The sequence below is a fragment of the Kitasatospora sp. NPDC001159 genome, assembly GCF_053598235.1.
The window spans coordinates 1-26,146 of the sequence record NZ_JBSFJV010000101.1 but is presented as its reverse complement, the minus strand read 5'-3'; the positions used below and the strand labels follow the sequence as shown (position 1 = coordinate 26,146).

General features: G+C 73.3%; 28 protein-coding genes. 14 read left to right on the top strand and 14 right to left on the bottom strand.

Annotated features, from left to right (window positions below; all coding sequences use genetic code 11):
• Positions 1 to 101 precede the first annotated feature (101 nt).
• The 4 genes from ACWC9T_RS33950 to ACWC9T_RS33935 form a co-directional block, all read right to left on the bottom strand.
• A complete protein-coding gene (locus ACWC9T_RS33950) occupies positions 102 to 548 on the bottom strand; it encodes a PLDc N-terminal domain-containing protein (protein WP_449824905.1) in 447 nt (148 codons plus the stop codon).
• Positions 549 to 654: 106 nt separating this feature from the next.
• Positions 655 to 1,239, bottom strand: a complete 585-nt coding sequence (locus ACWC9T_RS33945) for an NUDIX domain-containing protein (RefSeq protein ID WP_449824904.1) — start codon at positions 1,237 to 1,239, stop codon at positions 655 to 657.
• Between the two features lie 245 nt (positions 1,240 to 1,484).
• Positions 1,485 to 2,186, bottom strand: a complete 702-nt coding sequence (locus tag ACWC9T_RS33940; RefSeq protein ID WP_449824903.1) for a response regulator — start codon at positions 2,184 to 2,186, stop codon at positions 1,485 to 1,487.
• An 11-nt stretch (positions 2,187 to 2,197) separates the two neighbouring features.
• The gene (locus ACWC9T_RS33935) at positions 2,198 to 3,040 is read right to left on the bottom strand and encodes a sensor histidine kinase (RefSeq protein WP_449824902.1); all 843 of its coding nucleotides are present in this window, start codon (positions 3,038 to 3,040) and stop codon (positions 2,198 to 2,200) included.
• A 140-nt stretch (positions 3,041 to 3,180) separates the two neighbouring features.
• Between ACWC9T_RS33935 and ACWC9T_RS33930 the strand changes: the two genes are divergently transcribed.
• The 5 genes from ACWC9T_RS33930 to ACWC9T_RS33910 all read left to right on the top strand — a co-directional run bounded on the left by ACWC9T_RS33930 (position 3,181) and on the right by ACWC9T_RS33910 (position 9,364).
• A complete protein-coding gene (locus tag ACWC9T_RS33930) occupies positions 3,181 to 3,906 on the top strand; it encodes an ABC transporter ATP-binding protein (protein ID WP_449824901.1) in 726 nt (241 codons plus the stop codon).
• Positions 3,903 to 6,212 (top strand): FtsX-like permease family protein, encoded by a 2,310-nt coding sequence (locus ACWC9T_RS33925; protein WP_449824900.1) that lies wholly within the window; start codon positions 3,903 to 3,905, stop codon positions 6,210 to 6,212. The genes ACWC9T_RS33930 and ACWC9T_RS33925 overlap by 4 nt, the downstream gene beginning before the upstream one ends.
• Positions 6,213 to 6,305: 93 nt before the next feature.
• Positions 6,306 to 7,559, top strand: coding sequence for a hypothetical protein (locus ACWC9T_RS33920; protein ID WP_449824899.1), 1,254 nt, complete (start codon positions 6,306 to 6,308; stop codon positions 7,557 to 7,559).
• A gap of 25 nt (positions 7,560 to 7,584) precedes the next feature.
• Positions 7,585 to 8,520 (top strand): hydroxymethylbilane synthase, encoded by a 936-nt coding sequence (hemC, locus tag ACWC9T_RS33915; RefSeq protein WP_449824898.1) that lies wholly within the window; start codon positions 7,585 to 7,587, stop codon positions 8,518 to 8,520.
• A 325-nt stretch (positions 8,521 to 8,845) separates the two neighbouring features.
• The gene (locus tag ACWC9T_RS33910) at positions 8,846 to 9,364 is read left to right on the top strand and encodes a VanZ family protein (protein ID WP_449824897.1); all 519 of its coding nucleotides are present in this window, start codon (positions 8,846 to 8,848) and stop codon (positions 9,362 to 9,364) included.
• 12 nt (positions 9,365 to 9,376) lie between these two features.
• Here the strand turns inward: ACWC9T_RS33910 and ACWC9T_RS33905 are convergent, their stop codons facing one another.
• Entirely contained in the window at positions 9,377 to 9,895 is a 519-nt protein-coding gene (locus ACWC9T_RS33905) for a helix-turn-helix domain-containing protein (RefSeq protein ID WP_449824896.1), read from the bottom strand.
• Positions 9,896 to 9,950: 55 nt separating this feature from the next.
• Here ACWC9T_RS33905 and def point away from each other — a divergent pair, with 55 nt between their 5' ends.
• The 3 genes from def to ACWC9T_RS33890 all read left to right on the top strand — a co-directional run bounded on the left by def (position 9,951) and on the right by ACWC9T_RS33890 (position 11,870).
• A complete protein-coding gene (gene def, locus ACWC9T_RS33900; protein WP_449824895.1) occupies positions 9,951 to 10,556 on the top strand; it encodes a peptide deformylase in 606 nt (201 codons plus the stop codon).
• A complete protein-coding gene (locus ACWC9T_RS33895) occupies positions 10,553 to 11,248 on the top strand; it encodes a methyltransferase domain-containing protein (RefSeq protein WP_449824894.1) in 696 nt (231 codons plus the stop codon). The genes def and ACWC9T_RS33895 overlap by 4 nt, the downstream gene beginning before the upstream one ends.
• Positions 11,249 to 11,438: 190 nt before the next feature.
• Complete coding sequence (locus ACWC9T_RS33890; RefSeq protein ID WP_449824893.1) at positions 11,439 to 11,870, top strand: SRPBCC family protein; 432 nt, start codon at positions 11,439 to 11,441, stop codon at positions 11,868 to 11,870.
• A 190-nt stretch (positions 11,871 to 12,060) separates the two neighbouring features.
• On the opposite strand, the gene ACWC9T_RS33885 is transcribed toward ACWC9T_RS33890, so the two are convergent.
• A complete protein-coding gene (locus tag ACWC9T_RS33885) occupies positions 12,061 to 12,303 on the bottom strand; it encodes a hypothetical protein (protein ID WP_449824892.1) in 243 nt (80 codons plus the stop codon).
• Positions 12,297 to 12,953 carry an NAD-dependent epimerase/dehydratase family protein gene (locus ACWC9T_RS33880; RefSeq protein WP_449824891.1) on the bottom strand — a complete coding sequence of 219 codons (657 nt, stop codon included), beginning with the start codon at positions 12,951 to 12,953 and terminating at the stop codon, positions 12,297 to 12,299. The genes ACWC9T_RS33885 and ACWC9T_RS33880 overlap by 7 nt, the downstream gene beginning before the upstream one ends.
• Positions 12,954 to 13,120: 167 nt before the next feature.
• Between ACWC9T_RS33880 and ACWC9T_RS33875 the strand changes: the two genes are divergently transcribed.
• Positions 13,121 to 14,332 carry a serine hydrolase domain-containing protein gene (locus ACWC9T_RS33875; RefSeq protein WP_449824890.1) on the top strand — a complete coding sequence of 404 codons (1,212 nt, stop codon included), beginning with the start codon at positions 13,121 to 13,123 and terminating at the stop codon, positions 14,330 to 14,332.
• A gap of 243 nt (positions 14,333 to 14,575) precedes the next feature.
• Positions 14,576 to 15,100, top strand: a complete 525-nt coding sequence (locus tag ACWC9T_RS33870; RefSeq protein WP_449824889.1) for a hypothetical protein — start codon at positions 14,576 to 14,578, stop codon at positions 15,098 to 15,100.
• 59 nt (positions 15,101 to 15,159) lie between these two features.
• On the opposite strand, the gene ACWC9T_RS33865 is transcribed toward ACWC9T_RS33870, so the two are convergent.
• Positions 15,160 to 16,179 (bottom strand): hypothetical protein, encoded by a 1,020-nt coding sequence (locus ACWC9T_RS33865; RefSeq protein ID WP_449824888.1) that lies wholly within the window; start codon positions 16,177 to 16,179, stop codon positions 15,160 to 15,162.
• Between the two features lie 112 nt (positions 16,180 to 16,291).
• On the opposite strand from ACWC9T_RS33865, the gene ACWC9T_RS33860 reads away from it, so the two are divergent.
• Positions 16,292 to 16,882, top strand: a complete 591-nt coding sequence (locus ACWC9T_RS33860; RefSeq protein ID WP_449824887.1) for a TetR/AcrR family transcriptional regulator — start codon at positions 16,292 to 16,294, stop codon at positions 16,880 to 16,882.
• On the opposite strand, the gene ACWC9T_RS33855 is transcribed toward ACWC9T_RS33860, so the two are convergent.
• Complete coding sequence (locus ACWC9T_RS33855) at positions 16,879 to 17,496, bottom strand: TetR/AcrR family transcriptional regulator (protein WP_449824886.1); 618 nt, start codon at positions 17,494 to 17,496, stop codon at positions 16,879 to 16,881. The two genes, ACWC9T_RS33860 and ACWC9T_RS33855, sit on opposite strands and share 4 nt — an antisense overlap.
• Before the next feature lie 115 nt (positions 17,497 to 17,611).
• Between ACWC9T_RS33855 and ACWC9T_RS33850 the strand changes: the two genes are divergently transcribed.
• Positions 17,612 to 18,355 carry an SDR family oxidoreductase gene (locus ACWC9T_RS33850; protein ID WP_449824885.1) on the top strand — a complete coding sequence of 248 codons (744 nt, stop codon included), beginning with the start codon at positions 17,612 to 17,614 and terminating at the stop codon, positions 18,353 to 18,355.
• A gap of 124 nt (positions 18,356 to 18,479) precedes the next feature.
• On the opposite strand, the gene ACWC9T_RS33845 is transcribed toward ACWC9T_RS33850, so the two are convergent.
• The 4 genes from ACWC9T_RS33845 to ACWC9T_RS33830 form a co-directional block, all read right to left on the bottom strand.
• Entirely contained in the window at positions 18,480 to 19,889 is a 1,410-nt protein-coding gene (locus ACWC9T_RS33845) for an SDR family oxidoreductase (protein WP_449824884.1), read from the bottom strand.
• 132 nt (positions 19,890 to 20,021) lie between these two features.
• Entirely contained in the window at positions 20,022 to 21,536 is a 1,515-nt protein-coding gene (locus ACWC9T_RS33840) for a carbohydrate binding domain-containing protein (RefSeq protein ID WP_449824883.1), read from the bottom strand.
• A gap of 189 nt (positions 21,537 to 21,725) precedes the next feature.
• Positions 21,726 to 22,628 (bottom strand): aldo/keto reductase, encoded by a 903-nt coding sequence (locus ACWC9T_RS33835; RefSeq protein WP_449824882.1) that lies wholly within the window; start codon positions 22,626 to 22,628, stop codon positions 21,726 to 21,728.
• Positions 22,625 to 23,515, bottom strand: a complete 891-nt coding sequence (locus ACWC9T_RS33830; protein ID WP_449824881.1) for an NAD-dependent epimerase/dehydratase family protein — start codon at positions 23,513 to 23,515, stop codon at positions 22,625 to 22,627. Before ACWC9T_RS33830 ends, ACWC9T_RS33835 begins: the two co-directional genes overlap by 4 nt.
• Positions 23,516 to 23,641: 126 nt before the next feature.
• On the opposite strand from ACWC9T_RS33830, the gene ACWC9T_RS33825 reads away from it, so the two are divergent.
• The gene (locus ACWC9T_RS33825; RefSeq protein WP_449824880.1) at positions 23,642 to 24,556 is read left to right on the top strand and encodes a LysR family transcriptional regulator; all 915 of its coding nucleotides are present in this window, start codon (positions 23,642 to 23,644) and stop codon (positions 24,554 to 24,556) included.
• Between the two features lie 98 nt (positions 24,557 to 24,654).
• Here the strand turns inward: ACWC9T_RS33825 and ACWC9T_RS33820 are convergent, their stop codons facing one another.
• Positions 24,655 to 25,251: a choice-of-anchor C family protein gene (locus tag ACWC9T_RS33820; RefSeq protein ID WP_449824879.1), complete on the bottom strand. Its 597-nt coding sequence runs from the start codon at positions 25,249 to 25,251 to the stop codon at positions 24,655 to 24,657.
• Positions 25,252 to 25,544: 293 nt separating this feature from the next.
• Between ACWC9T_RS33820 and ACWC9T_RS33815 the strand changes: the two genes are divergently transcribed.
• On the top strand, positions 25,545 to 26,146 hold a 602-nt coding region (locus ACWC9T_RS33815; RefSeq protein WP_449824878.1), incomplete at its 3' end, for a GDSL-type esterase/lipase family protein.

The following is a 26,146-nucleotide window of genomic DNA, read 5'->3' as shown; positions in this document are numbered from 1 at the left end:
CGTGGGGTGGGGGCGGTGGGTGCCCGTCCTCCCCCACCCGTCCCCGACCGTTTTCTCGATCAGGAACTGATCAGTCTCTGATCGGGCTGATCGGAGACTGATCAGACCAGGATTTTCTCCTTGGCCTTCTGGTACTCCTCGTCGGAGATGGCGCCTTTCTCCTTCAGGTTCGCCAGCGTCGCCAGGTCGTCGACATGGCTGCGGCCGCCGGCGCCCGTGCCCGAGTCCGGCGCGGTCGAGGCCGCTTCCTGGACGTAGGCCTTGAACGCCGCCTCGGCCTTCTGGGCCTGTTCGATGTCCCGCTGCCCCATGCTCTGGCCTCGGGCGATGAGGTACGCCAGGATGCCGATCAGGGGCAGGAAGATCACCAGGACCAGCCAGCCGGCCTTGCCCCAGCCGCCCAGGTCGTGGCTGCGGAAGATGTCCGTGATGATCTTGAACAGCAGGAAGAACCAGAGCACCCAGAGGAACAGCTCCAGCATCGTCCAGAAGATGTTGAGCAGCGGGTAGTCCGCGGCCAGCGATACGGCCAACGAGTAGGTGTCCATGGCTGAGTCATATCAGCACAAAACAGACATCGGCGCCTAGTGTTCCGCCATTCCAGTGATCTTTGGGGCCTCGGGAATGCCCGGCCGGAGGGCCGACGGGACTGCCTCAGCCCCGACCGGCCCGCTCGCGCAGCTCCACCGCGAGCCCGATCAGCTCGCCCCACCACGCGTCGTGCCCGGTGAGCAGCAGCCGCTGCGCCTCGGCGGCCGGGACGGCCCGGACCTCGACCACCTGCTCGCCGTCCGCGGGGTTGGTCGGCGTGGAGTCCAGCGCGACCTCGCCCCAGCCCCACAGCCAGGCCTTCTCCGGATGCGGCTGCCACGGCCGGTACGGCACCGGGTCGTCGGTGCGGCAGCGGTGCGCGCCCAGCCAGGCCGGCTCGCCGAGCAGCCGGGCACCGGCCTCCTCGCGCAGTTCGCGCGTCAGGCAGGCGGCGACGGACTCGTCCTGCTCCCGGGTGCCGCCGGGCAGGAACCAGTGGTCCCGGTCGTCGCGGCACAGCACCACGCCGCCGTCCGCGAAGCCGACCAGGTGGATGTTGGTGACCAGGTCGTCCGGCGGCAGCACGGTGGAGAACTGCGCGTCGTAGCGGCCCCAGGCCCAGTACTGCGGCGCGTGCAACGTCGGGAACAGGGCGGCGAGTTCGGCGGCTCTGGCGGAGGTGTCGGTGCGGCCCGTGGTGTCTGTCATTCGGAGATCGTAGTGCCGGCCGGGAAACGGCGGGGGGCGCTCTGGTGGACGAGGGTGATGTCGGAGGTGGAAATGGCACGCGGCCGGTGGCGCGCCGGTTCGGCCGGAGCGCCGTGCTCCTCCATCTCGTCCAGGTAGCCGTTGACGATGTCCTGCAGTTATGTGAATCCGTCGAACTGTTCCCACTATCGAGTGAGATGGAGGATTGTCATGCGAATTATCCTGACTGGTACGGAGGTTGACGGTCAGCTGGTGTCGCCCGGCGAGACCAGCCCGGTCTCATAGGCGAGCACCACCGCCTGGGCCCGGTCGCGCAGGTCCAACTTGGCGAAGATCCGGGCGACATGCGTCTTCACCGTGGACTCGCTCAGGGTCAGTTCGGTCGCCAGCTCGGTGTTGGACAGACCGCGTCCGAGCAGCCCGAGCACCTCCACCTCGCGCGGGGTGAGCGGTGCGAGGTCGCGGTGCAGCCGGGGCGAGTCCCCGCCGCGGGCGGCGGGGTGCGGGGCGCCGGCCGCGAAGCGCCCGACCAGCCGGCGGGTGATCGAGGGGGCGAGCAGGGCGTCGCCGGTGTCCACCAGCCGTACGGCGGCGGCGAGATGGGCCGAGGTGACGTCCTTGAGCAGGAAGCCGCTGGCCCCCGCGGACAGCGCGGCGTAGACGTAGTGGTCGAGGTCGAAGGTGGTCAGCATGATCACCCGGCAGTCGGGGGCTTGGGCCAGGATGCGGCGGGCGGCCTCCAGGCCGTCCATGACCGGCATCCGGATGTCCAGCAGGGCCACGTCGGGCCGGTGCAGCACGGTTGCGGCCACCGCCTCGGCGCCGTCGGAGGCCTCCGCGACCACGTCGATGCCGCGTGCGGTGAGGATCATCCGGAAGCCGGTGCGGACCAGCTCCTGGTCGTCGGCGATCACCACCCGGGGGCGGCGCTGCTCGGTCGGTTCCACGGTCGCCCCCGTCACGGCCGGTCCAGCGGGATGCGGGCGCGCACCCGGTAGCCGCCGCCGATCCGGCGCCGGGCGTCCAGGTCCCCGCCGTACACCGCGACCCGCTCGCGCAGGCCGATCAGCCCGCGCCCGGCGCCGTCCGGCTCCGGCCGGTCCTTGCGCACGGGCGCGGCGGGCGCGCCGGAGAGCACGCTCGGCCCGCTGTTCAGCACCTCCACCCGCAGGTAGTGGTCCGCGTACCGCACCGTCACCTCAGCCGTCACCCCGTCCCCGTGCTTGAGCGCGTTGGTCAGCGCCTCCTGGATGATCCGGTACGCCGTCACGTCGATGCCACCGGGCAGCGTCCTCGGCTCGCCGGAGATCCTGACGTCCACCGCCAGCCCGGCGAAGGCGAACCGGTCGATCAGCGGGCTCAGCCGGCTCAGGCTCGGCTGCGGCGAGAAACCCTCCGGCTCCGGCTCCTCGGTGCCGTCCGCGGCCGGGGCGAGCAGGCCCAGCAGGTGCCGCAGCTCGGTCATGGTGTCCCGGCCGGCCGCTTCGACCGCGCCCATCGCGGCCGCCGCCTCCTCCGGCATGCTCGCCAGCACCTCGCGCGCGGCCCCGGCCTGTACCACCATCAGGCTCACGTTGTGGCTGACGATGTCGTGCAACTCGGCCGCGATCCGCGCCCGTTCGGCGTCCACGGCGGCGCTGGCGGCGCTCTCCCGCTCCCGCTCCAGCAGCCAGCCGCGCTCACCGATGGCCTCCCGGTACAGCCGCCGCGCCCGTACCAGTGCGACGCCCAGCCACCCGGCGCCCACGCAGGCCGCAGCCGCCACCGCGATCGCGGCCCATTCCGTCCCCGTTCCCCACACGAGGGCTAGCCTCCCAGGTCAGCGCTTGATCGACATCATCCGGGGGTGCCGCCACCGTACATCCCCGGTACTACGGCCGCCTGCGGTTACACCCGGGGTGGGACGCCCGGCCGGGGCGGGCGCACCTACCGTCGTCGACCATGAGCAACGACCACGACGGGACCGCCCGGCCGGACGACGCGCAGGTCGTCGTCGAGCTGTCCGGGGTGCACAAGGAGTTCGGCGACGCCAAGGCGCTCGACGGCGTCGACCTGCGGATCCGGGCGGGCGAGGCGGTCGCCGTGATGGGCCCCTCGGGGTGCGGCAAGTCCACCCTGCTGAACATGGTGGCCGGACTGGACCGGCCCAGCTCCGGCACCGTGCGGGTGCAGGGGCAGGACCTCGGGCAGCTGAACGAGAACGGGCTGGCCCTCTTCCGCCGCCGCCACATCGGCATGATCTTCCAGTTCTTCAACCTGATCGACGACCTCCCGGCCCTCGACAACGTCGCGCTGGCCGCCCAGCTGACCGGCACCACCGCCCGCCAGGCGCGCCGCCGGGCCCTGGAGCTGCTGGACGAACTGGGCGTCGCCCACCGCAAGGACGTCTACCCGGCCTCGCTCAGCGGCGGCGAACGCCAGCGCGTCGCGGTGGCCCGCGCCCTGATGAACCGCCCGGCGCTGCTGCTCGCCGACGAGCCGACCGGCGCGCTGGACAGCCGCTCGGGCGAGCAGGTGATGGACCTCCTGATCGACCTCAACCAGATCGGGCAGACCCTGCTGATCGTCACCCACGACCCCAACCTGGCCACCCGCTGTGCCAGCCGGCTGGTCGAGGTCGCGGACGGCAAGGTGGCGCGCGAGCGGATGCTGGAGGCGCAGTCGTGAGTGGTGCGGTTTGGCGCGCCTCGCGGGCGGCGGTGAAACGCCGCCGGGTGCAGACCATCGTGATCGGCCTGGTCGTCTTCTGCTCCACCGCGACGGTACTGCTCGCGCTGGCGGTGATCAGTGCCGCCCGGGCCCCGTTCGACACCGCCTTCGAGGCCGAGCACGGCGCGCACGTCACCGCCCTGTTCGACCCGGCCAAGGCCTCGGCGGAGCAACTGGCCGCCACCGCCCACCGACCGGGCGTCGAGGCGGCCGCCGGGCCCTTCGACGAGGCTGTGGTGACCATCCCCACCGACTGGGTCGGCCACGCGCCGGGCCCACTGACCCTGGTCGGCCGGCCTGACCCCGCGGCCGCGCCGGTGGACCGGGTGGAGGTGCTGGCGGGCCGCTGGGCCACCGCACCCGGCGAGGTGGTCATCGACACCCCCGGGGGCGGGTCGGCGAAGTACCTCGGCACGCCGATCACCACCAGCACCGGGCTCAAGCTCACCATCGTCGGCTTCGCGACCGACATGAGCCAGTCCGCCGGCGGCTGGGTCACCCCCGAGCAGGCGGCCGCCCTGCACCCCACCGGGCGGCAGATGCTCTACCGCTTCACCGGCGCGGCCACCGAGCGGCAGCTGACCGCCTCGCTCGCCGACACCACCGAGGGCCTGCCCAAGGACGCCGTCGCCAGCGGGCAGTCCTACCTGGTGCTCAAGCAGGCCTTCTCGGCCGGCGCCGACGCCTACCTGCCGCTGATGACGGTCTTCGGCGTGCTCGGCCTGATCGTCGCCGCGCTGATCGTCGGCAACGTGGTGAGCGGTGCAGTGGTCTCCGGCTACCGGCACATCGGGGTGCTCAAGTCGATCGGCTTCACCCCGCGCCAGGTGGTCACGGTCTACTTGACCATGGTCTCGGTGCCCGCCGTCGTCGGCACGATCCTCGGTACGGCGGCCGGCTGGGCGGCTTCGTACCCGATCCTCCAGACCGCCTTCTCCGGGATCGCGACCGGCACCGCCGTGATCGAGCCGGCCGGCTGGCTGCCCGTCGCCACCCTGATCAGCGTCCCGCTGCTGGTCGCCCTCGCCGCGCTCGTCCCCGCCGCGCGCGCCCGCCGGCTCTCCGCCGCCCAGGCCATCTCGGCCGGCAGCGCGCCGCGCACCGGGCGCGGGCTGAAGGTCCAGCGCTGGCTGAGCGGCACCCGGCTGCCGCGCGCCGTCAGCCTCGGCCTCGGCCAGCCCTTCGCCCGTCCGGCCCGCACCGCGCTGACCATGGCGGCGATCGTGCTCGGCGTGGTCACCGTGACCGTGACCACCGGGGTGAGCAGCACCCTGGCCAAGACCATGGCCGCGCCCGACGGCAGGACCCACATCGACGTGCAGACCAGTGTCTTCTCGGGCAACAAGATCGCGCCCCGGCTGACCCCGGAGCAGACCGAGGCGATGCTGCACAGCACTCCCGGCGCCGAGCGGGTCTCCGTCCGCGGGCTGGTCCGGATCGGCATCGTCGGCCAGCCCCAGCCCGTCTTCGCCAACTTCTACGGCGGCGACGACATGGCCGACCACCGGCGGCTCGACGTGGTCAAGGGCCGCCAGGCGACCGGGCTGAACGAGATCGAGGCCGGACCGGCCTTCCTCGACCAGCACGGGGTCAAGCTCGGTGACCGGCTCACCCTGATTCTGGACGGCCGTCAGACGACCGTCACCCTCGTCGGCGAGGAGGTCCAGGGCAACCCCAACGCGATCTCCTCCAACGCGGCCACCGCGGCCCTGCTCACCTCCGACCCGCACGTGGTCGAGTACGACGTGCGGCTCGCCGACGGCGCCGACGCCGCGGCGTACCAGAAGGCGGTCACGGCCGCCGACCCGAGCCTCTCGCCCTCGATCGTCACGCCAGGCACGGAAGGGTCCGTCGTCGCGATCCGGACCTTCAGCACGACCTTCTCCGTCCTGCTGTCGGTGGTCGCCGCGCTCGGCGTCTTCAACACCCTGCTGCTCACCATCCGTGAGCGCCGCCGCGACCTCGGCATGCTGAAGTCGATCGGGATGACGCCCCGGCAGGTCGTCGGGATGACGGTCACCTCGGTGGCCTGGCAGGGCGTGGCCAGCGGGATCATCGGCATCCCGCTCGGGATCCTGGTGCACCGGCTGATCGTCGAGAACGTCCGGATCATCGACTTCCCCGAGTCGACGATCGACGTCTGGGGCGCCCCGCTGCTCACCGGCCTCGCCCTCGCGGGCGTCGTGATCGCCGTCCTCGGCGCGCTCGTCCCGGCCCGCTCGGCGGCCCGGCTGCCGATCGCGGAAGTGCTGCACAACGAGTGACGTCCGGCAGGTTGGGGACGGCCGGGCGGGGAACCGTCCGGCCGCCCGTCGCGTCCCAACTCCCGCTGCTGTCAAGGGAAGCGGGGGAGTCGAATGTTCGCCAGCCGTTCACGTCCGGGCCATCGGGCGCTCGCCACGGTGGGTGGCGTCGTGCTGTTCCGGCTCGGGCAGAGCCTGCCGCTGCCCGGCGTCGACCCGGCGGTCCTCCGCCGGGTCGCGGACCGTACGCTGCCGGGCGACCAACTGCGCGGCCTGGCCGACCTGGTGACCGGCGGCGGGCTGTACCGGCTGGCGCTGCTCCCGTTCGGCGTCCTGCTGGTGTTCCTCGCCCGCCCGCTCGTCCTGGCCCTCACCCGGCTGCACCCCCGGCTCGCGGCCCTGCGCCCCGAACAGCTGGACGGCAGCCGCGCCGGAATGCGGCTGCTCGAAGGCCGTACCACCCTCGTCCTCGGCCTGCTCGGCGGCCTGGCCCTCGGGCTCGCCGCCGACACCGGCCGGCTGCTGCCGGGCGCGGCCGCCGGGGACGGCGTGCTGCGGCTGCACGGCGCGCTCGCCGTAGCCCTGATCACCGGGTGCACCGCGGCCGGTGCGATGGCGGTGCTGGGGCTCGCCCGGTGGATGAGCCGGCGCGGGCTCGGTGACGGGGTCTCGGTGCTGCTGTTCGCCCAGGTCCTCGCCGTCCTGCCCGGCCAACTGTGGGCCGTGGAGGAGGAGTCCGGACCCGGAGCCTACGCGCTGGTGCTGGCGGCGGCGCTGCTCGGCCTGCTGGCGACCACCGCGCTGGTGATCGCCGGGCGCAAGGGCGAGCGGCGCGTCCCCGTCCAGTACGCGCGGCACATGACCGGGGTGCGGTCGGGCGGCGAGGCGCGCCACCTGCCGCTGGTGCTCAGCCATCGCGGGTTCATCCCGGCGGTGACCGCTGCCCTGCTGCTCGCCCCCTTCCCGCTGCCCCGGCTGCCGTACCTCGCCCTGCTGTTCGCGCTCGCCGCCGCCGGCGCCTGGCTGGCCGTGCTGGCCGGGCGGTCCGTGCTGACCGGCGCCGACGTGATGATCCGCGCCGGGGCGTTCGTCCCCGGCGTCCGGTCCGGCCGTCCGACGATCGACTTCCTGGCCTACCTGCGCGGGCGACTCGCCGTCGCCGAGGTGCTCGGCACCGGCCTGGTCGCCGTGCTGCCCACGCTCGCACTGACCGCCGTCGGCGCGGCCGACGGGTACGGCTTCAGCGGCGCGAGCCTGCTGGTGGCGGCCGGTACGGCGCTCGGTACGGTCGGGCCCCTGATGCGGGACGTCCAGCGGGCGGCGACGCCCCGGCGGTACGCCGAATACCTGACGAGCAGTCAGCCGTGACCGTCGGAGCGCCTATCATCGCGCCATGGCCACCGCTGAGCTGATCCGCATCGTCTCCCGCTCCTCACCCATGGCACTCGCCCAGGTCGAGCGGGTCCGCACCGAACTCGCCGCCCTGCACCCGGGTCTGCGCACCGAGGTGGTGCCGGTCACCACCTCCGGCGACCGCTGGACCGGCGACCTCGCCAAGCTGGGCGGCAAGGGCGCGTTCACCAAGGAGGTCGACGCCGCGCTGCTCGCCGGGGAGGCCGACGTCGCCGTGCACTGCCTCAAGGACGTACCCGCCGACCGCCCGCTGCCCGCCGGCACCGTCTTCGCCGCCTACCTGCGCCGCGACGACATCCGCGACGCCCTGGTCCACCCCGGCGGCCTGACCCTGGCCGAACTCCCGCCCGGCATCCGGCTCGGCACCTCCTCCGTCCGCCGGGTCGCCCAACTCGCCGCCTCCCACCCGCACCTGGAGTGCGTCCCGATCCGCGGCAACGCCAACAGCCGGCTCGCCAAGCTGTCGGCGGGGGACGTGGACGCGCTGCTGCTCGCCGTCTCCGGCCTGGAGCGGATCGGCGAGCAGGCCCGGATCACCGAGGTCCTCGGCGTCGAGGAGATGTGCCCGCCGATCGGCGCCGGCATCCTCGTCCTGCAGTGCCGCGAGGACGACGCCGCGACCATCGAGGCCGTCACCGGCCTCGGCCACCACGACACCTGGCGCGAGGCGGCGGCCGAGCGGATGTTCCTGCACGTGCTGCAGGGCCACTGCAACAGCCCGATCTCCGGCTACGCCAAGGCCGAGGCGGACGGCCGCCTCTCGCTGCGCGGCCGGGTCTTCACCCCGGACGGCAAGCGGGTGCTGGACGCCCACGAGTGGGCGGGCGCGCTCAGCCCGGAGGACCTCGGCACCTCGGTGGCGCTGGCGCTCAAGCGGCAGGGGGCGCAGGAGCTGATCGCCTCGATCCCGCACTGAGGCCGCTCCTGGTCCCGGGGTTGTGAACTGCTGGGAATCAAGGTCGTTCTGACGTGCATGAGTGTCCACGGGTGTGTTTTCGATCGTGGCCTGTCGGGTGGCTGAGGCGATTGTCAGTGGGGTGTGTGAGGGTGGTGGCGCTGACCGTGAAGGGGGGATGACGCGGCTGAGCCGAAGAAGAGGCTCCGGCGGATCGACGTGCCGTTCGTCTCCCGCGGGCGAGCAGCGGTACCTGATCGTGCGGTGATTCCGGCCCCCGGTGGGCGAGAACCGAGCGGGTGTTCGGGGCGTCCGTTGAGGCGTGATCAGTGCGGTGCTCGGCGGGATGCCGAATTTCTGGCCCGGGCTGCTGCTCTCGCTGGTGCCGGCGGCTCTGCTGAACCGGCCGGTGGGGCGGCTGCTGCGGGCCCACTGGGTGGTGGGCTTCCTGCTGCTGCTCGGACTCGGCGGGGTCGTCGTGGCGACACTGCTGCCGGAGGCGTTCCAGCTGTCGGAGGACGTCGTGCGGCACTGCACGGTGCGGGGCGGGCGGCCGCGCTCGCCGCACGAACTGCTGCACGTGCGGCACATCGAGCTCAAGCTGGCGACCTACGCCCCGGTGGGCTTCGCGGCCGCCCTGGCCGGGACGCGGCGGCGGGCGGCGGTGACGCTGCTGGGCGCCGCCGTGTTGCCGTTCGGGGTGTCGGTGCTGCAGTACGCGGTGCCGGCGATCGGGCGGGCGTGCGATGTGCAGGACGTCTGGGACGGGGTGCAGGGTGTCGTGCTGGGGGCGGCGGTGGGGCTGCTGGTCGGGCCGGTGCTGCGGGCGGTGACCAGGTCCCGGGCGCGCTCGCGGGCGGCCTGACGAGGCGCCCGACTACTGGTCGAGCAGTGGGAACAGGCGCGTCACGGCGGCGACCGGACGGGCTCCGGCGGGCCGGGCGGCCGGGTCGTCGTCGCGGCCGCGGTAGCGGGCGAGCACCTGCCGGACGGCTTCGCCGACGGCGGTCAGTTCCTCGGGGGTCAGGTAGACGACGGCGCTGAAGGCCTCGTCCTGCCGCCAGTCGGCCGGGGCCCCGGCGCGCCGGGCCAGCCAGCGTTGGTAGCTCTCGTCCTCCAGGCCTCGGGCCAGTTCGCCGAACTCGGCGTCTTCGGGCGCCGGTTCGGCCTGTGGAAGCCGCCACGGCCGGGCCCGCCCGTCGACGGCCGGCGCCGCCTCGATCAGCCCGTACCGGGCCAGTTGCCGCAGGTGGAACGAGCACAGGCCCGAGCTGTACCCGAGCCGGGCGGCCGCTTCCGTGGAGGTGACGGTGCCGCGCTCGGCGAGCAGCCCCAGCAGCGCGGTGCGGACGGCGTGCTCGGGGAGCGGGCCGGTTCTCACGAGGTCTTCGGTCACTTTGCAAAGTCTGCTACTTTGCAAAGCTGACAGCAAATCCGTCGAGGGAGCACCCGTGTCAGAGCTGCGCGAACGCCCGACCGTCCTGCGGATCACCGAGGTGGGGGAGGAGATCCTCCAGCGCACCTGCCGCCCGGCGACGGAGGAGGACTTCGGCAGCGAGAGCCTGGCCCGGCTCGTCGAGTCCATGTTCACCACCATGTACGTCGCCGACGGCTGTGGCCTCGCCGCCAACCAGGTGGACGTGGACCTGCGCCTGTTCGTCTACGACTGCACCGACGAGGAGGGCGTCCGGCACGTCGGCCACGTGCTCAACCCGGTGGTCGACGAGCAGGAGCCCGGCCGCCGCCTGATCGAGGACACCGAGGGCTGCCTCTCCGTACCCGGCGCCAGCACCCGACTCGCCCGCCCGGCCCACGCGGTGGTGCGCGGCGTCGACCAGCACGGCACCCCGGTCACGATCGAGGGCACCGGCTACTTCGCCCGCTGCCTCCAGCACGAGACCGACCACCTGAACGGCCACCTGTACATCGACCGGCTCTCCGCCCGCGACCGGAAGCGGATGATGAAGCAGACCGCGGACCGCCGCGAGAAGGTGTTCGCCGAGCGCGCCGCCAAGGCGACCAGGACGGTTGACACCGGCGCTGGGGTGACGCGGTGACCGAACCCGCTCACCTTGCCGCCGTCCGGGAGTCGTACGACACCCTCGCCGCCGACTACCTCCGCCTCGTCGTCCCGCCGGAGGGCATGGATCCGGTCTCGAGGGCGATGCTCGCCGCCTTCGCCGAGCTGGTCCGGGAGTCGGGCGGCGGTGAGGTCGCCGACCTCGGGTGCGGGCCGGGGCGGGTGACGGCGTACCTGGGCGGTCTCGGCCTGTCGGCTTTCGGCGTCGACGTGTCGGGTGAGATGGTCGCCCTCGCCCGTCGGGCCTACCCCCGACTGCGCTTCCTGCGCGGCTCGATGGCCGCCCTCGACGTTGCCGACGGCGCCCTCGGCGGCATCCTCGCCTGGTACTCCGTCCACCACACCCCGCCGGAGCGACTGCCGCAGTTGTTCGCCGAGTTCGCTCGGGTCCTCGCCCCCGGCGGTCACCTGCTGTTGGGTGGCCACGCCGGTGACGCCCGGCTGTGCCCGGCGGAGGCGTACGGCCACCCGGTGTCGTACGCCGCGCACCTGGTTCCGGCAGGCCGCCTCGCCGGGCTGCTGGAGCAGGCCGGCTTCACGGTCACGACCCGGCTCGAACAGCCGAACCCGCGGCACGTGGATCGGTCCTATGTGTGCATTCTGGCGCGCCTCGAAGGCGGTGCCCCCGAGAACGTCATCGTCGACCGCGTGGTCACCGACAGCAGCTGAACCCGGCTGGAGCGCGGCCATCGGTGTCCTGCTGCCCGGCACCCGGGCTGACGCCCTCGTCCGCCCTCAGGGGCGGAACACGGACGGGTGCGGAGCCGCTTCCCGGCCCTGGTTGCCGGGCATGTGTCGGCGGCGCAGGCTGGAAGAACCCAAGGGGCCCGGTGTGCCGGGCCAGGAGGTGAGGTTCGCGATGAGCAGGCTTGAGGAACAGATCACCATAGATGCCCCCGCGCAGGAGGTCTGGGGTCGGCTGCACGACGTCGAGGCCTATCCGACGTTCATCGACGGCATCCAACGTGCTTATGCGCCCAGCAGCAACCGCGCCCGTCTGGACGTGCGGGCCGGCGAGGTGCAGCGGGAGTTCGATGCCGTTCTCACCGACCGGGGCAACGAGCAGGTCCTCGCCTGGGAGACGCAGGGCAGTCCGGAGCTGAAGGGCACACTCTCGGTGCGGTCACTGGACCGGGACCACAGCCAGCTGCAGGTGCAGGTGGAGTACGAGCCGGAGGCCATCCACGACACCTTCGGCGGACCGCGGGGCATGGCCCAGGTCCACCGGATCGAGAACACCGTCCGGGGCGACCTGGAGCAGTTCAAGAACCTGGTGGAGTCGGAGCGGTAGCCGTCCGGCGTGAAGCCGGAGAACATCGGAGCGGCGGCGAACCCCGGGTGGTGACCAGTGCGGCGAACCACTCGGGGTGCCCCGCCGCCCACCTGGAACCGCCCCCGGGCTGACCCGGACTTCCTCCTCCGTGCGTGCCACGACTCCCGGTCGGCTCTCGCGGGGGAGGGGACTCGTCCGGGCGCCCTGATCAGTCGGCCGGGCGGTCCTCGGCCAGCAGTGCCGTCACCCCGTGACGGGCGCGGTAGCCGAGCACCGCACGCGCCCGCGCCGACACGTACACCCGGTCGATCGATGTCAGCAACGTCCATCCGTACCGGCCGAAGCCGGCCGCCACCTCGGGGGCCCGCTGCCTGATGAGCGCGGCGGGGTCGTGCCGCAGTTGCCGCAGGTCCTCCTTCCGCCACGGGTACGGGCCGGCGATGTTCAGCACTCCGCCCGCCTCCTGGGGCCCTGGACGGCGAGCAGGTGGGCCTCCGCCACGTCGGCGATGTCCACACCCCGGTAGAGCCGGTGCCGTGCCTGGACCGCCGGCGGTTCGGGGAAACAGCAGGCGATGCGCAGACACACCGTGCTCATCGCGCCCGCCGCGCCGAGCACCAGGCGTTCGGCCGCGCGTTTCGTCTCGTCGTAGATGTCGCGCGGACGACAGGTGACGTCCTCGGTGATCCAGACCGCCGCATCCGTCGGCTCCAGCGCGTACCCGTACACCGAGGTCGAGCTCGTGTGGACGACACGGCGCACTCCCGCGGCGGACGACGCGTCCAGCAGGTCCCGGGTCGCCAGGACGTTGATCTCGCGGAACTCGTCGTCCGGGCGCACGCCGACGTGCGGCGCGTGCAGAGCCGCCGTGTGGACGACCGCCCCTGCCCCGGACAGCACATGACGCCACGCCCCGGGGTCGCGCAGGTCCGCCACCACGGACGTGCCGGGGGACGGCAGACGATCGACGCCGACGACCGGGTGGCCCGCGGCTCTCAGCCGACGCACGATCGCCGAACCGACCGACCCGGCGCTGCCGGTCACTACGACATGCCTCGGCTGCTGCATCGTGAACCCTCCCCAGGCGACCTGTGACGGCATGACCCGTCCTCCTGAGCCTAGGAGCTCGGGGTGATCCCTGACAGAACATCAGGGATCACCGGGGCCCCGACCCTGATGATCTCGGCGTCCGGGTTCGGGAGACTCGTCGTGCGGGCCGGGAAACGACCACCGGTCCGGATGACGATCAGTCTGGAGATGGACCGCACGTGAACGCCTACACGAACCGCACCCGTTGGGCCGTTGTCGCCGCCGGCGCACTGGCGGCCGCGCTGACGGTCGGGGCGGGCACGCCCGCCCTCGCGGCGACGCCCGCCACCCCGTCCGCCGGTGCGTCCGCGAGTGCGTCCGCGCTGCCGCCGCTGGACCAGGCGGCCATCCGGGCCGCTCTCGCCAAGCGGCCCGCTGCCGACGTCTCGGCCGCCTTCGTGCGCGTCACCGGCTCCGGCGGGCGGTTCGAGGGCACCTCGGGGGAGGACGGCACGGACATCGACCCGCACGGCAGGTTCCGGATCGGGTCGATCTCGAAGGTCTTCACCGCCACCGTCGTCCTCCAGCTCGCCGCCGAGGGCCGGATCGACCTGGACGGCAGCGTCCAGCAGTACCTTCCGGACTTCCCCTACGCGGCGGTCAAGGTCGGCCAGCTGCTCAACCACACCAGCGGACTGCCCAGCGGCTCCAACGTGCCCTGGGGCGACGGCACCACCACCTGGTTCGCCGAGCACCGCTTCGACTCGTTCACCCCCGAGCAGGTCCTCGCCACGATGGCAGGCCAGCCGTTGGGCTTCCAGCCGGGCACCGCCCAGCAGTACAACGGCATGAACACCTTCGTCGCCGGGCTGATCGTCGAGAAGGTCACCGGCAACAGCTACGCCGACGAGCTGCGCGAGCGGATCATCCGCCCGCTCGGCCTGCACGACACCTCGCTCCCGGACGCCGACGACCCGGAGCTGCGGCACCCCGCCACCCACCCGTACCTGACCGTCCCCGACGCGGACGGCGGCTCGCACCGCGTGGACGTGACCGAGCAGAGCCCCTGGCCCTGGGCCGAGGGCGGCATGATCTCCAGCGCCCCCGACCTGGACCGCTTCATGACCGTCCTGTTCCGGGGGCGCCTCCTCCCGTCGGCCGAGCAGGAGAAGCTGTTCACCGTTCCCGACGTGCCCGTCGCCGATCACAGCAGCCACTGCCCGGGCGGCAAGGCGTGCATGAGCATGGGGCTTGAGCGCCTTGAGGCCAACGGCGTCGTGGCCTGGGGCAAGACCGGATCCCGCCCCGGCTACACCAGCGGCGTCTTCGCCACCCGCGATCTCGCCCGCAAGGTCGTGTACTCGGTCGACCCGACCGCCCTGAACGGCGCCGAGACCCCGTACGCCCTCGGGCTCCTGGTCACCGCCTTCGGTCTGGGCGCCAAGTCCTGACGGGACGGCAGCTCTGCGGGCCCGCCGGAGCGAGACGGGCCCGCGGGTCTTTGCCGGCGTGACGGCGCCGGCCGCCGCAGTCCTGGGTCTCTGACCGCCCGCCGCCTCCTGCAGGGGAAGTCGGTGCCACCGACTTCCCGCGCGCCTCCACCCGTGTGACGACCGACGGTTGGCTCGCGCGGGGGAGAAGGTCGGGCCCCGCGGTGGAGGTGGGGCCGGGGTGGTGTCCGCGACGGTGGACACATGCTGAAGAACATCCCGGTGGGCGACACCGAGCGCCCCGTCCCCCGTTGGGCCCTGCGTCTCGCCAAGGCCCTCCCGTTCGTCCTCCTGCCGCACTGCCTGTGGCGGCTGCCGTTCGCGTTCGACTTCCGGATGGGTACGGCCGACCCGGCCGCCCCGCCGTACGTGTGGTGGGCCATCCCGTACGTGTTCGGGCTGAGCCTGATCACCGAGACGGTGGCGCTGCTCACCCTGGGGCTGGTCAGCGGCTGGGGCGAGGTGTTCCCGTCCTGGGTGCCGTTCCTGCGGGGGCGCCGGGTGCCGCCGCTCGCGCCGCTCGTCGCGGCGGTGCTGGGCGGGCTGGTCCTGTTCGGCCTGTTCGGCCTCCAGCCGCTCGCGTGGACCGGCGTGCTGAATGAGGTCGGGTTCAGCAACGGGTGGTGGGAGGCCCTGGCCCGGGTCTGCGTCGGCCCGGCCATGCTGTGGGGGCCGATCACCATCGCGCTGGCCGTCTCGTACTACCGCCGCCGTACCCGCATCGCGTGACTTCGGTCGGTGCGCAGGAAGTCGGACCCGCCGACTTCGTGCGCGCGGCCCGTTCGGGGTCAGTGCGTCCGGTAGTACTCGCCGAGCGCCGTGAAGGCGGCCTTCGGCTCCCAGGGGAGCCCGGGGTAGGCGCTGCCGGAGCGCCCCTCGTGGACCTTGACGACGCCGTAGCTGGCCAGGTCGAGGTCCGCGCGCGGGTCGCCGTCCGGGCGGTGGGCGAAGTCGTAGAGCGCGAAGGTGAACACGAACGTGGCGTCGATCCCGCCGGCGTCGAAGGCCTCCAGCAGCTCCCGCAGGTACGCGGCCTGGCCGGGCTCGTCGCGTTCGTAGCTGCCGTTGAGGCGGACCGGGCCGTCGGCGTCGTACTCGACGACGTCCAGGCCGAGCGCGCCCCGGTCGCCCGCGCCCCGGTAGGTGGCCGAGCCGAACTCGGTGATGGCGACCGGCTTGCCCTGCGCCGTCAGGTCGCGGACGCCGGCGGCGAAGCGGTCGGCGACCTCGGCGGAGCGGTAGAGGTCCAGGGAGACCAGGTCGAACGGCGCCCAGTCGACCCGCTCCAGCGGGACGGCGGCGTAGGTGACCGGGCCCTCGAAGTGCTCGCGGACGGTGGCCACCGCCTTTCCGAGGAACGCGTTGACCTTGCCGCTGACCGCGCCGAGGTGCTCGCGCACCCGCTCGGGCCGGGCGAGCAGTGCGATCCGCTCGTCCGTGCTGTCCCCGGGCAGGAAGCCCGGGTTCATCAGACTGAGTTCGGCGCCAGCCACGAACACCACCTTGGCCCCGCGTCGCCGCAGCCGTTCCGCCCGCTCGGCGCAGTCGGCGAACAGCCGCAGCATCGCGTCGCCGGTCAGCTCCAGAGGGTACGGCGAGTACCAGACCTCCAGGCCGAGGGCGGCGGCGTACCCGGCCGCGAGCTCGATCCGATCCGGCTCCCCACCCATGATCCGGACGGCGGTGCAGTGCAGATCATCGCGGATGATTCGTAACTCGCGTTCTACAGCTGCTGGTTCGAACAACTTGCGGGAGTAGGCCCCGCCCCTGACGAAGCCGGTGTCATAGCTGATTCCTTTGGCGCGCATGGTCTCCTGCCTTCGATCGCGGATCGCAAACTTACGGTACGCCCAGTACCGTAGTTGCCGTCGCCCGGGACTGGCAAGAAGGATGGGGCTGCATTCACGAGAGGACGGGACCATGGCCGGGCAGACGCGGCGGCGCGGGGCGGCGCTGGAGGAGGCGATCCTGCGGGCGGCGGTCGCGGAGCTCGCCGAATCCGGGTACGCCGGGCTGGCCATGGACAGGGTCGCCACCCGCGCCGGCACCAACAAGAACGCCATCTACCGCCGCTGGCCCAACCGCCTCGCGCTCGGCATCGCCGGCTACAAGCAGCTCGCCAAGGCCGCGCCGCTCCCCGACACGGGCGAACTGCGCGGTGACGTCCTGGAACTGCTGCGCCAGGCGAACCGGCACTGGAGCTCCCCGCTCGGCGCGATCCTGCGCGAGCTGCTGGCTGCGGCGGGCGGCGCGACGGAGTTCCTGGCGCAGTTGCAGGACCAGTCCGGCGACGCGGCGGCCGCCCCCTGGCTCACCGTCCTGGGCCGCGCGGTCGCCCGCGGCGAGGCGGCCCCCGAGGCGCTGCATCCGAGGGTGGCGACGGTGGCGATGGTGCTGCTGCGCAACGAGTTCGTCGTGCGCGGGGTGCCGACGGCGCCCGACGACGTGCTCGTGGAGATCGTCGACGAGGTGTACCTGCCGCTGGTGCGGCGCCGCGGCCCCCTCGCCTAGACCGCCGCGCTCCCCGTGGCCAGGGAGTCGGCCAGCCGCTCGGCGACGGTCTCGTCCAGCGGGCCGTGGCCGAGCAGGAAGCGGTACCAGAACACCCCGTAGACCTGGTCCACGATCAGGTCCAGGTCGGCGTCCCCGGCCAGTTCGCCGCGTTCGAGGCCCCGGGCGAGGAGGTCGCGCAGGGCGTCGCGCCGGGTTGCGGTGAAGCTCTGCATCAGTTCGGCGAGGTGCGGGTCGCGGGCGGCCTCGCGGGCGAGGGCGCGCAGCGCGGAGGCGGTGGTGCCGCGCTGGGCGGCGTCGAAGGTGGTGGCGATGAAGGCGCGCAGGTCGGTGCGCAGGGCGCCGGTGTCGGGGCCGGAGACGTCCTGGTCGGCGCGGTCGGTGAGGGCGTCGAGCAGCACGGCGCCCTTGGAGGGCCACCAGCGGTACACGGTCTGCTTGCCGACGCCGGCGGTGCGGGCGATGGCGTCGATGGTGACGGGCGTGCCGTCGGACCCGGCGAGCAGGTTCAGTGCGGCGTCCAGGATCGCGCGGTGGGCGGCCTCGTTGCGGCGGCGGCCGGTGTGCGGCCGGGTGGAGGGGGTCTGCTCGGCCTGGGATTCGGTGTCGCTCATCGTGGTCGTCCCTTTCTTCCTGCCCCTGCTTGACAAGACTAGCAGTCTCGACAAACATCATTACCGGAACTAGCGGTCTCGACAAGCTCTCGAACCAGCCGGAAGGACCCCGACCATGAGCACTGCATCGAACCTCTTCGCCGGACAGCGCGTCGTCGTGATGGGCGGCAGCTCGGGCATCGGCGAGGCGGCCGCCACCGCGTTCGCGGCGGACGGCGCCGAGGTCGTGATCACCGGCCGCGACCGTGAGCGGCTTGATGCCGCCGTCGAGCGGATCGGCGGCAAGGCCGGCGGCAAGCGACTGGACGCGACGGACCCGGCGGCCCTCGCCGCCTTCTTCGCCGAGACCGGCACCGTCGACCACCTGGTGGTCGCGGTCAGCGGCGCGGCCGGCAGCGGCCCGTTCGCCCAGCTCGACCTGGCCGACCTCGCTGGCGGCTTCGACGCCAAGTTCTGGCCCCAGGTCCGGGTCCTGCAGTCGGCGCTGCCGCACCTGCGCGGGGACGGCTCGGTCACCCTGATCACCGCCGCCTCCGCCCGCGCCGCCATCCCCGGCACCGCCGGACTGGCCGCCATCAACGGCGCCCTGGAGGCGATGGTCCCGCCGCTCGCGGTCGAACTCGCCCCGCTGCGGGTCAACGCCGTCTCGCCCGGCGTCATCGACACCCCGTGGTGGGACCGCGTCCCCGCCGAGCAGCGCACCGCGCTCTTCGACGGCCTGGCCGCCACCACCCCGGTCGGCCGGGTCGGCCGCCCGGAGGACGTCGCCCGGGCGATCCACATGCTCGCGGCGAACACCTTCGTCACCGGCGTGGTCCTCGACTGCACCGGCGGGGCGAACCTGCCCACCGGCCGCTGAGCACGCGTGAGCATGCCTGAGCACGTCTGAGCGCGCCGTGCCGGTCCGGCCCGGGAAGGATCCCTCCCGGGCCGGACCGACGCGGCGAGCGGGTTGCCCCTACCGCGTCGCTACGCCCCGTCCGTCACCACTCCGCCACCCGGTAGTCCTTCAGGAACACTCCCGACACCGGGTGCCCCGCCTCGCCCCGCACGATCGGGTCGTAGACCCGGGCCGCGCCGTCGACGACGTCCAGCGGGGTGCGGAAGCCGTGGGCGGCGATCCGGGTCTTCTTGGGGGCCGGGTTCTCGTCGGTGATCCAGCCGGTGTCGACGGCGCACATGTGTACGCCCTGGGCGGCGAGTTCGGCCGCGCTGGTGCGGGTGAGCATGTTGAGCGCGGCCTTGGCCATGTTGGTGTGAGGGTGGCGCGAGGTCTTGTTGCGGACGGCGAACCGGCCCTCCACCGCCGTGACGTTGACGATGTAGCGGGCGGGGTGCGGGGAGGCGAGCAGCAGCGGCAGCAGCCGGTCGCAGAGCAGGGCCGGGGCCAGGGCGTTGACCAGTTGGGTCTCCAGCACCTCCGCCGGGTCGAGCGAACCGAGCTTGGCGGACCAGGAGTTGGCGGGCGCGAGGTCGGGCAGCAGTCCGGCCTCGTCGGCGAAGTCCAGCAATGACCCGGCACCCGGAGGGAGTTGGGCGGAAGTTCCGGAGAGCGGCCGGAAGCCGGGGGCATGGGTGATGGCACGGCGGTCGGGCGCGGGCAGTGCTGTGGACTCGCCCGCCGCCAGCAGGGCGTACGACTCCGGCGGGCGGCGCAGGGTCTGCGCGGCGTTGTTGACGAGGATGTCCAGCGGACGCCCGTCGGCCCGAAACTGCTCGGTCAGGCCCAGGACTTGGCGCGGATCGCGGAGGTCGATGCCGACCACGGCCAGCCGGTCCCACCACTGCTCGCTGCCCTGGGCGGCGCGGAAGCGGCGGACGGTGTCCTGCGGGAAGCGGCTGGTGACGATCAGCTCGGCGCCGTCCCGCAACAGCATCAGCGCGAGCTGGAAGCCGATCTTCACCCGCCCGCCGGTGAGCAGCGCCCGGCGTCCGCGCAGGTCGGTGCCGAGGTCCCGGTGGGCGGTGTTGTCGGCCGCGCAGTCCGGGCAGAGCATGTGGTAGAAGCCGTCGACCTGGCGGTAGGCCTGTTTGCAGACGTAGCACCGGCGCGGGATCTGCAGCTCGCCGACCGGTCCGGTGGTGGTCCGGGCGAGCGGCGCGTCCTCGCGGCGGTGCCGGCCGCCGGTCGTGGCGGCGGCGAGCAGCTCGGCGTCGGCCTGCCGGACGGCCTGCTTTGCCTCCTGGCGGCGGCGCTTGCGGCTCTCCACGACGAAGGAGCTGAGCTGCCGCTCGGCGTGCAGCCGGGTGCGGTCGTGGGAGGGGAGTGCGCGCAGCCGGCCGAGGGTGCGGCTGAACGCGGCGAGTTCCTCGGGGGTGAGGCCCGCCGCGCGGGCGGCGTCGCCGGTCGGAAAGATCGTGTTGAGCTGGTCGTGGTCGTCCCGGACCGTCATGTCCGCCCCCTCGTGCCGTACAGGTGGGAGGGACTGTAGTTGACGGTCCGGGGCGATGAGATGCCAATTTCCGCGGGCTCGCAGCCGAGGTGCCGGTGGCCCCCCGACCCACCGGCGCCTCGGACGACCGGCTCAGCCCGCGTACTGGCTGAAGATCTTCGCGAACTCGTACGGCTGCTGCGGGATGTTGGTGCACTTCGACAGCGAGCCGCCGGTGCAGGCGTTGGCGTCCCGGGTGGCGTCCCAGAAGGCCAGCAGGCCGAGGTGGTTCTGCTTGGCGAAGGTCACCAGTTGCTGGGCGGCGGCCTGGTCGTAGATCTGGTGGTCGTCGTTCTCGCCGATCATCGGGGTGACCCCGACCATGTCCCACAGCTGGGCGTCGCTCTTCGCCGGATAGAGCGCCTTGAGCTGGCCGAAGAGCGACTGCGCGGCCTGGACGGCGGCGTTGCCGTAGTCGGCGCCGGACCGGTAGTAGTCCATTGCCATGATGTTGACCAAATCGAGGTTGACCCCGGCGTCCCGGGCGGACTTGACGATCGCGACGCCCTCGCTGGTCAGGCCCTCGGGCAGGACCGGCAGGGTGAGCGAGACCCTGAGGCCGGGGTGGGCCTGCTGGAGCTTGGCGAGCGCGGCGGAGCGGCGGTCGTTGGAGGCGGTGTCGGCGATCGCCGCGCCCTCGATGTCGTAGTCGACGTAGCGCAGGTTGTAGGCGTTGACCACCGCGTCGTACTCGTTGAACAGCGAGTCCACCGAACCGCAGGCGGCGGCGAGTTCGGTGCCGCTGGCGCCGCCGAAGGAGAGCTTGACGTCGCCGCCGGCCGCGCGCAGCGCGTCGATCTGGTCCTTGGCCCAGCCGGTGCGCGGGTCGTAGGCGTTGAACCAGCTGGCCTTGCAGCCGACGCCGGTGACGAAGCCCATGGTGTAGCCCTTGACGCCGCCCGCCTTGGCCATGTCCGGCATGGACGGGGTGGGCCAGGCGCCCATGTCGATGTACGGGGCGACCGGCAGCGGGACGTTCGGCGGCGGGGTGCTCGGACCGCCGGTGGGAGTGCCGCTCGGCGTTCCGGTCGGCGTGCCGGTGCTCGGCGGGGTGCTCGGGCTGCCGCCGCCGGGGCCGGTGAGCGTGAGGTCGTCGGCGAGGTAGGCGCCCTGCCCGTACCAGCCGTGCAGGTAGACGGTGACGCTGGTGGTGCTCGGGCCGGTGGTGAAACTGGTCGACAGCTGCTGCCAGTTGGGGCCGCCGACGGTCCAGGTGGCGGGGTCGGTGACCCCGCTGCCGGTCGCGCCGAGGTAGACGTACTGCCCCTGCACCCAGGCGCTGAGGTCGTACGTGGTGTTGGGCTGGACGCTCACGGTCTGGCCGCACTGCGCGGTGTCGCTCGCGCCGGCCGCCCCCCTGAGCGCGTAGGTCCCGCTGTGCGCACCGGAGTTGACGATACTTCCGGTCCCGCCGGAGCAGCTCCACGGGTCGAGCGTGCCGCTCTCGAACCCGGCGTTGGCGAGCAGGTTGCCGTCGGCGGCGCCGGCGTTCCCGGCGAGGGCGGCCAGGCCGCCTGCCGCGAGCACGGTGGCGGCGGCGAGGCTCAGCAGTTTGGTCCGGCCGGCCGGACGGCGGTGCGTGGGGGCGTGCTGGGGCGCGCTGGGCATGGGGGTGCCTCTCGGGACGGTGGGCCGCCCGCGACGCGAAGGGGGGAGACGCGGGGCGGGCGGCAGCGTGGGGGCTGGTCCGGTGCGGGGAGGAGCGCGGTGCTGTGGATCAAACTGGACTAGACCAGCTGTGCACGTCAAGCACTTCCCGGGTTCCGAAAGCCCCCGAGGGCAGGTTTTAGGACGGGTTTAAGGATGGGGGGTCAGTTCCGCCAGCTCCTGCGCCGAGAGCGTGAGCCCGGCGGCCGCGGCCGAGTCGCGGACGGAGGCCGGTCGGCGGGCGCCCGGGATCGGGATGACGGCGGGGGACTGGGCCAGGTGCCAGGCCAGGCAGATCTGTTGCGGGCTGACGCCGTGCGCCCGGGCGAGGGTGTGGAAGGGGGTGTCCGAGGTCGGCGCGCTGGTGCCGGGGGCGTCGACGGCGCTGACGGAGATGCCGCCGAGGGGGCTCCACGGGAGGAAGGCCAGGCCCAGTTCGGTGCACAGGTCGAGGGTGTCGCGGGTGGCCGGGTGTGCGGGGGAGAAGCGGTTCTGTACGGACACCAGGCGTGGGCCGAGGATCCGCTGTGCGGTGCGGATCTGCTCGCGGTCCACGTTGGAGAGGCCGACCATGCGGATGGTGCCGGCGTCGGCGAGGTCCCGCAGGGCGCCGACGGAGTCGGCGAAGGGGACGGCGGGATCCGGCTTGTGGAGCTGGTAGAGGCCGATGGCCTCCACGCCGAGCCGGGCCGCCGAGGACTCGGCCGCGCGGCGCAGGTGGCGCGGGTCGCCGTTGACCGTCCAGGTCCCGTCGCCGGGTCGGCCCCGGCCGCCCTTGGTGGCCACCAGCACCTCGTCCGCACCACTGCCGCGGCTGGCGAGCGCCCGGGCGATCAGCCGCTCGTTGTGGCCGAGTTCGTCGGCGTGCCAGTGGTAGCTGTCGGCGGTGTCGATCAGCGTCACGCCCGCGTCGAGGGCGGCGTGGATCGTGTCGACGGCCTGGTCCCGGTCGGGGCGGCCCTCGACGGACAGGGGCATCGCGCCGAGGCCGACGGCGCTCACCGTGACGCCGCCGATGGCGCGGGCGGCGGTCGGCACGGGGGTCGGGGTCATCGGCGGGCCTCCTTGACGGCCTGGGGCAGCCAGTCGGTGATCGGGGCGAAGCGGAAGCCGAGGCGGGCCGCCCGGCCGGTGTCCATCGCGTAGCAGCGGTCGAAGGAGAACGGCGAGAGCGGCTCGTCGGCCCCGACCGTCAGCACCGGCTCGGTGCCCAGCTCGCGACCGATCGTCGCGCACAGCTCACGTACGTCCAGCGCCCCGTGGGAGGCCGCGTTGACCGGGCCGGTGAACTCGGCCGTCGCGGCCCAGGCCAGGAAGCGGGCGATCTCCGCCTCGTGGACGAAGGAGGCGCTCTGCGGTGCCGGGTGGACGGCCACCGGCAGGCCGCGCCCGATCCGCTCCACGTAGTGCGCCAGCCGTCCGGTGAAGTCGGCGCCGCCGAGGACGTGCGCGGTGCGCACGGCGACGACGTCGAACGGCGCCTGCCCGGTGAGCAACGCCTCCGCCTGGCGCTTGCCCTCGCCGTAGTGGCCGGCCTGGAACGCCGGGTCGGTCCACGGGAGTTCGAGGTCCACCGGTTCGGCCGACAGGTCGAGGGCCTCCTCCCCGAGGGCCGGTCCGCCCGCCCGGCCGAGGTGGGCGTAGACCTCGACCGTGGAGGTCAGCACGTAGCGCTGGGTGCGGTCGGCGAAGACCCGGGCGGCGAGGGCCGCCTGGACGGGCGTGTAGCAGACCTGGTCGACCACGGCGTCGAAGCGCCGGTCGCCGAGCGCCGCGCGCAGCGCTGCCTCGTCGCCGCGGTCGGCGCGCAGGTGGGTCACACCCCGCGGTGCGGGCGTCGAGCCGCGGTTGACGACGGTCACCGTCGCGCCCGCGTCCCGCAGGTCTTCGATCAGCCGCCTTCCGAAGTAGCGGCTGCCGCCGATCACGCACACGTCCACGCTCTCGATCCCTCCCTGGTCCCGGTGCTGTCCGATCTCGGTGCTGTCCGATCTCGGTGATGAGCCTGCCGGGCCCTGGTCGACAGCGGTAGTGTCGATTAGGACACCCCACCATCAGGAGAACTGTTGATCGACGTTCAGCGCCTCGCGGTGCTGCGGGAGGTCGCCCGCCGCGGCAGCTTCAACCAGGCGGCCCTGGCGCTGCACTGCACCCCCTCGGCCGTCTCGCAGCAGATCGCCGCACTGGAACGCAGCCTCGGCGCCCCTGCGGTGGAGCGTTCCACGCGCGGCGTCACCCTCACCGACGCGGGCCGCCTGCTGGTGGAGGCCGCCGACGCGATCGCCGCCGAACTGGCCGACACCCAGCAGCGCATCGGCAAGCTCACCGCCGAGCGGACCGCGCTGACCGCCGCCACCTTCGCCAGCGGCGGCCGTCGGCTGCTGCCCGCCGCCCTGGCCGGATTCGTCGCCGACCACCCGGAGGTGGAGCTGACGATCCTGGAGGCGGAGCCGGAGGAGAGCCTGCCCGCGGTCCGCGAGGGCCGGGCCGACCTCGCCCTGGCCTACTACTTCGACGGCCCGCCGCCCGCCCGGCCCGGCGACCGCTCCGGCCTGGACTGGACTCCGATCGGCGAGGACCCGCTGCGGGTCGTCCTGCCGCACCACCACCCGGCCGCGGCCCGCTACCGGGCCCGGCCCGAGCCGTCGCACCTGGCCGAACTCGCCGACCAGCGCTGGATACTGGGCTGTCACAAGTCCGCCGGTCAGCTCGCCCGGTACGCCGCCCTGGCCGGTGTCGACCTGCGGATCTCCTGCACCGCGACGGACTACGACTTCGCCCAGTCCCTGGTCCGCGCCGGCATCGGCATCGCCCTGATCCCCGAGATCGGCCTGACCCGGCACCCGGAGCTGGTCGCGCTCCCACTGGCCGAACCCAGTCCCCGCCGCCGCCTGGGCCTGGCCCTCTCCCGCCGCCGGCGCGGCCGCGCCGCGCGCCTGGCCGAGGAGTTGGCGGCCCGCCTCGTCGCGGCGGCCGGCTGACCGTCTGGATGGAGTCGTCACGCACCTGGTCAGCGCGCTGTCGTCGGACGACCTCACCCGGACGGGACATCGGGGGCAGGGGCATCAGGGCCCCGGGGTCAGCCGCAGCAGGGCTTGCACTCCTTGACCTGCACGTTGTCCAGCACCGGCCCGTACACGCCCGCGACGGTGCTCTGGAACGCCAGCGTGGTGGTGGAGTTCTGCGCGACGAAGCTGAACTGGTGGCCCACGTAGCCCATCGCGGTCCTGGTCCTGCCGGTGACGTCGAAGGAGAAGTCCTGGAAGTCCTGCCCGTCGACGAGCACCCGGCCGGTGCGCAGGGGGAGACCGCCCTCGGGGTTGCCGGCCAGGGCGTAGGTCACCGAGTAGGTGGTGCCGGGGACGGTGGTGAAGGTCTGGGCGATGGTGCCGGGGCCGGCGCCGTTGAGGTCGACGGACTGGTCGCCCTCGGCGGCCTGCCAGAAGCCGGCGCCGATCAGGTCGACGCTGCCGTCGGTGACACTCCAGGGGCCGATGCTCTGCCCGGCGACGGGCTCGACGAAGCTGTTCGCCGGGGCCTTGGGGGACTCGAAGCTGCCGTCGTCGAAGTGGCTGAGGGTGCGGTGCCCGCCGGCCGCCTGCGCCGGGACGGCCAGCGCGGTGCTGGCGGCGACGAACAGGGCGAGGGCGGCGATACGGGTGCGCGAGAGCGACATTTCTTCCCCAACTTCCGTGGTGACGGGCCGAGATGATCGGCTGTGCACAGAGCGTCGACCGTCCCGGAGCGCCCTGCCAAGACCGGACGGGCGGCGCCCGGTGGTGCGGGGTGCGTGGGGGTGGGCTCTTGCGCGCCGGTTTGCCGGACGGCCGGTTGCCGCAGGCTCGGCGGACCGTCCGGGGGCGAATGTCCTGTCGTGCGGGGGCGAACCCTTCGGGCCGACCGCCGGGTCCCCGGGCCCGGTGGTGAAACCGGAGGCGTGCGCCCCGCTCGCACCCCTACGGTGGTCTGATGACCATACGAACGCCAGGTGATCCCTTCGGCGGCCCGCGTATCTGCTTCCTCGGCGACTCCTTCGTCCAGGGCCTCGGCGACCCGGAGTTCCGCGGCTGGGTCGGCCGGGTGCTCCAGGCGGCCGCACCGGACGCCACCGCCTTCAACCTCGGAGTCCGGCGCCAGACCTCGGCGCAGGTGCGGCAGCGCTGCTGGGCCGAGGTCGAGCCGCGCAGCCTGCCCGGCGCCGACCACCGCCTGGTGCTCTCGTTCGGCGCCAACGACGCGGTGGCGGAGGACGGCGCGCCCCGGGTCGCGCACGCGGACACCCTGGCCAACCTCACCGCCCTGCTCGACGACGCCCGCGAGCGCGGCATCGCGGCCCTGGTGGTCGGCCCGCCCCCGGTGGTCGGCCTGGGCGCGCAGCACCTGGAGCGGCTGCTGCGGCTCGCCCCCGCGATGGCCGGACTCTGCGCCTCCCGCGGCGTCCCGTTCACCGACGTCACCGAGGCGCTGGCCCGGGACCCGGCCTGGGTGGCCGAGGCCGAGGCGGCGGACGGCGCACACCCGGGCGCCAGAGGGTACACGCGGCTCGCGGAACTGGTGCTCGACGGCGGCTT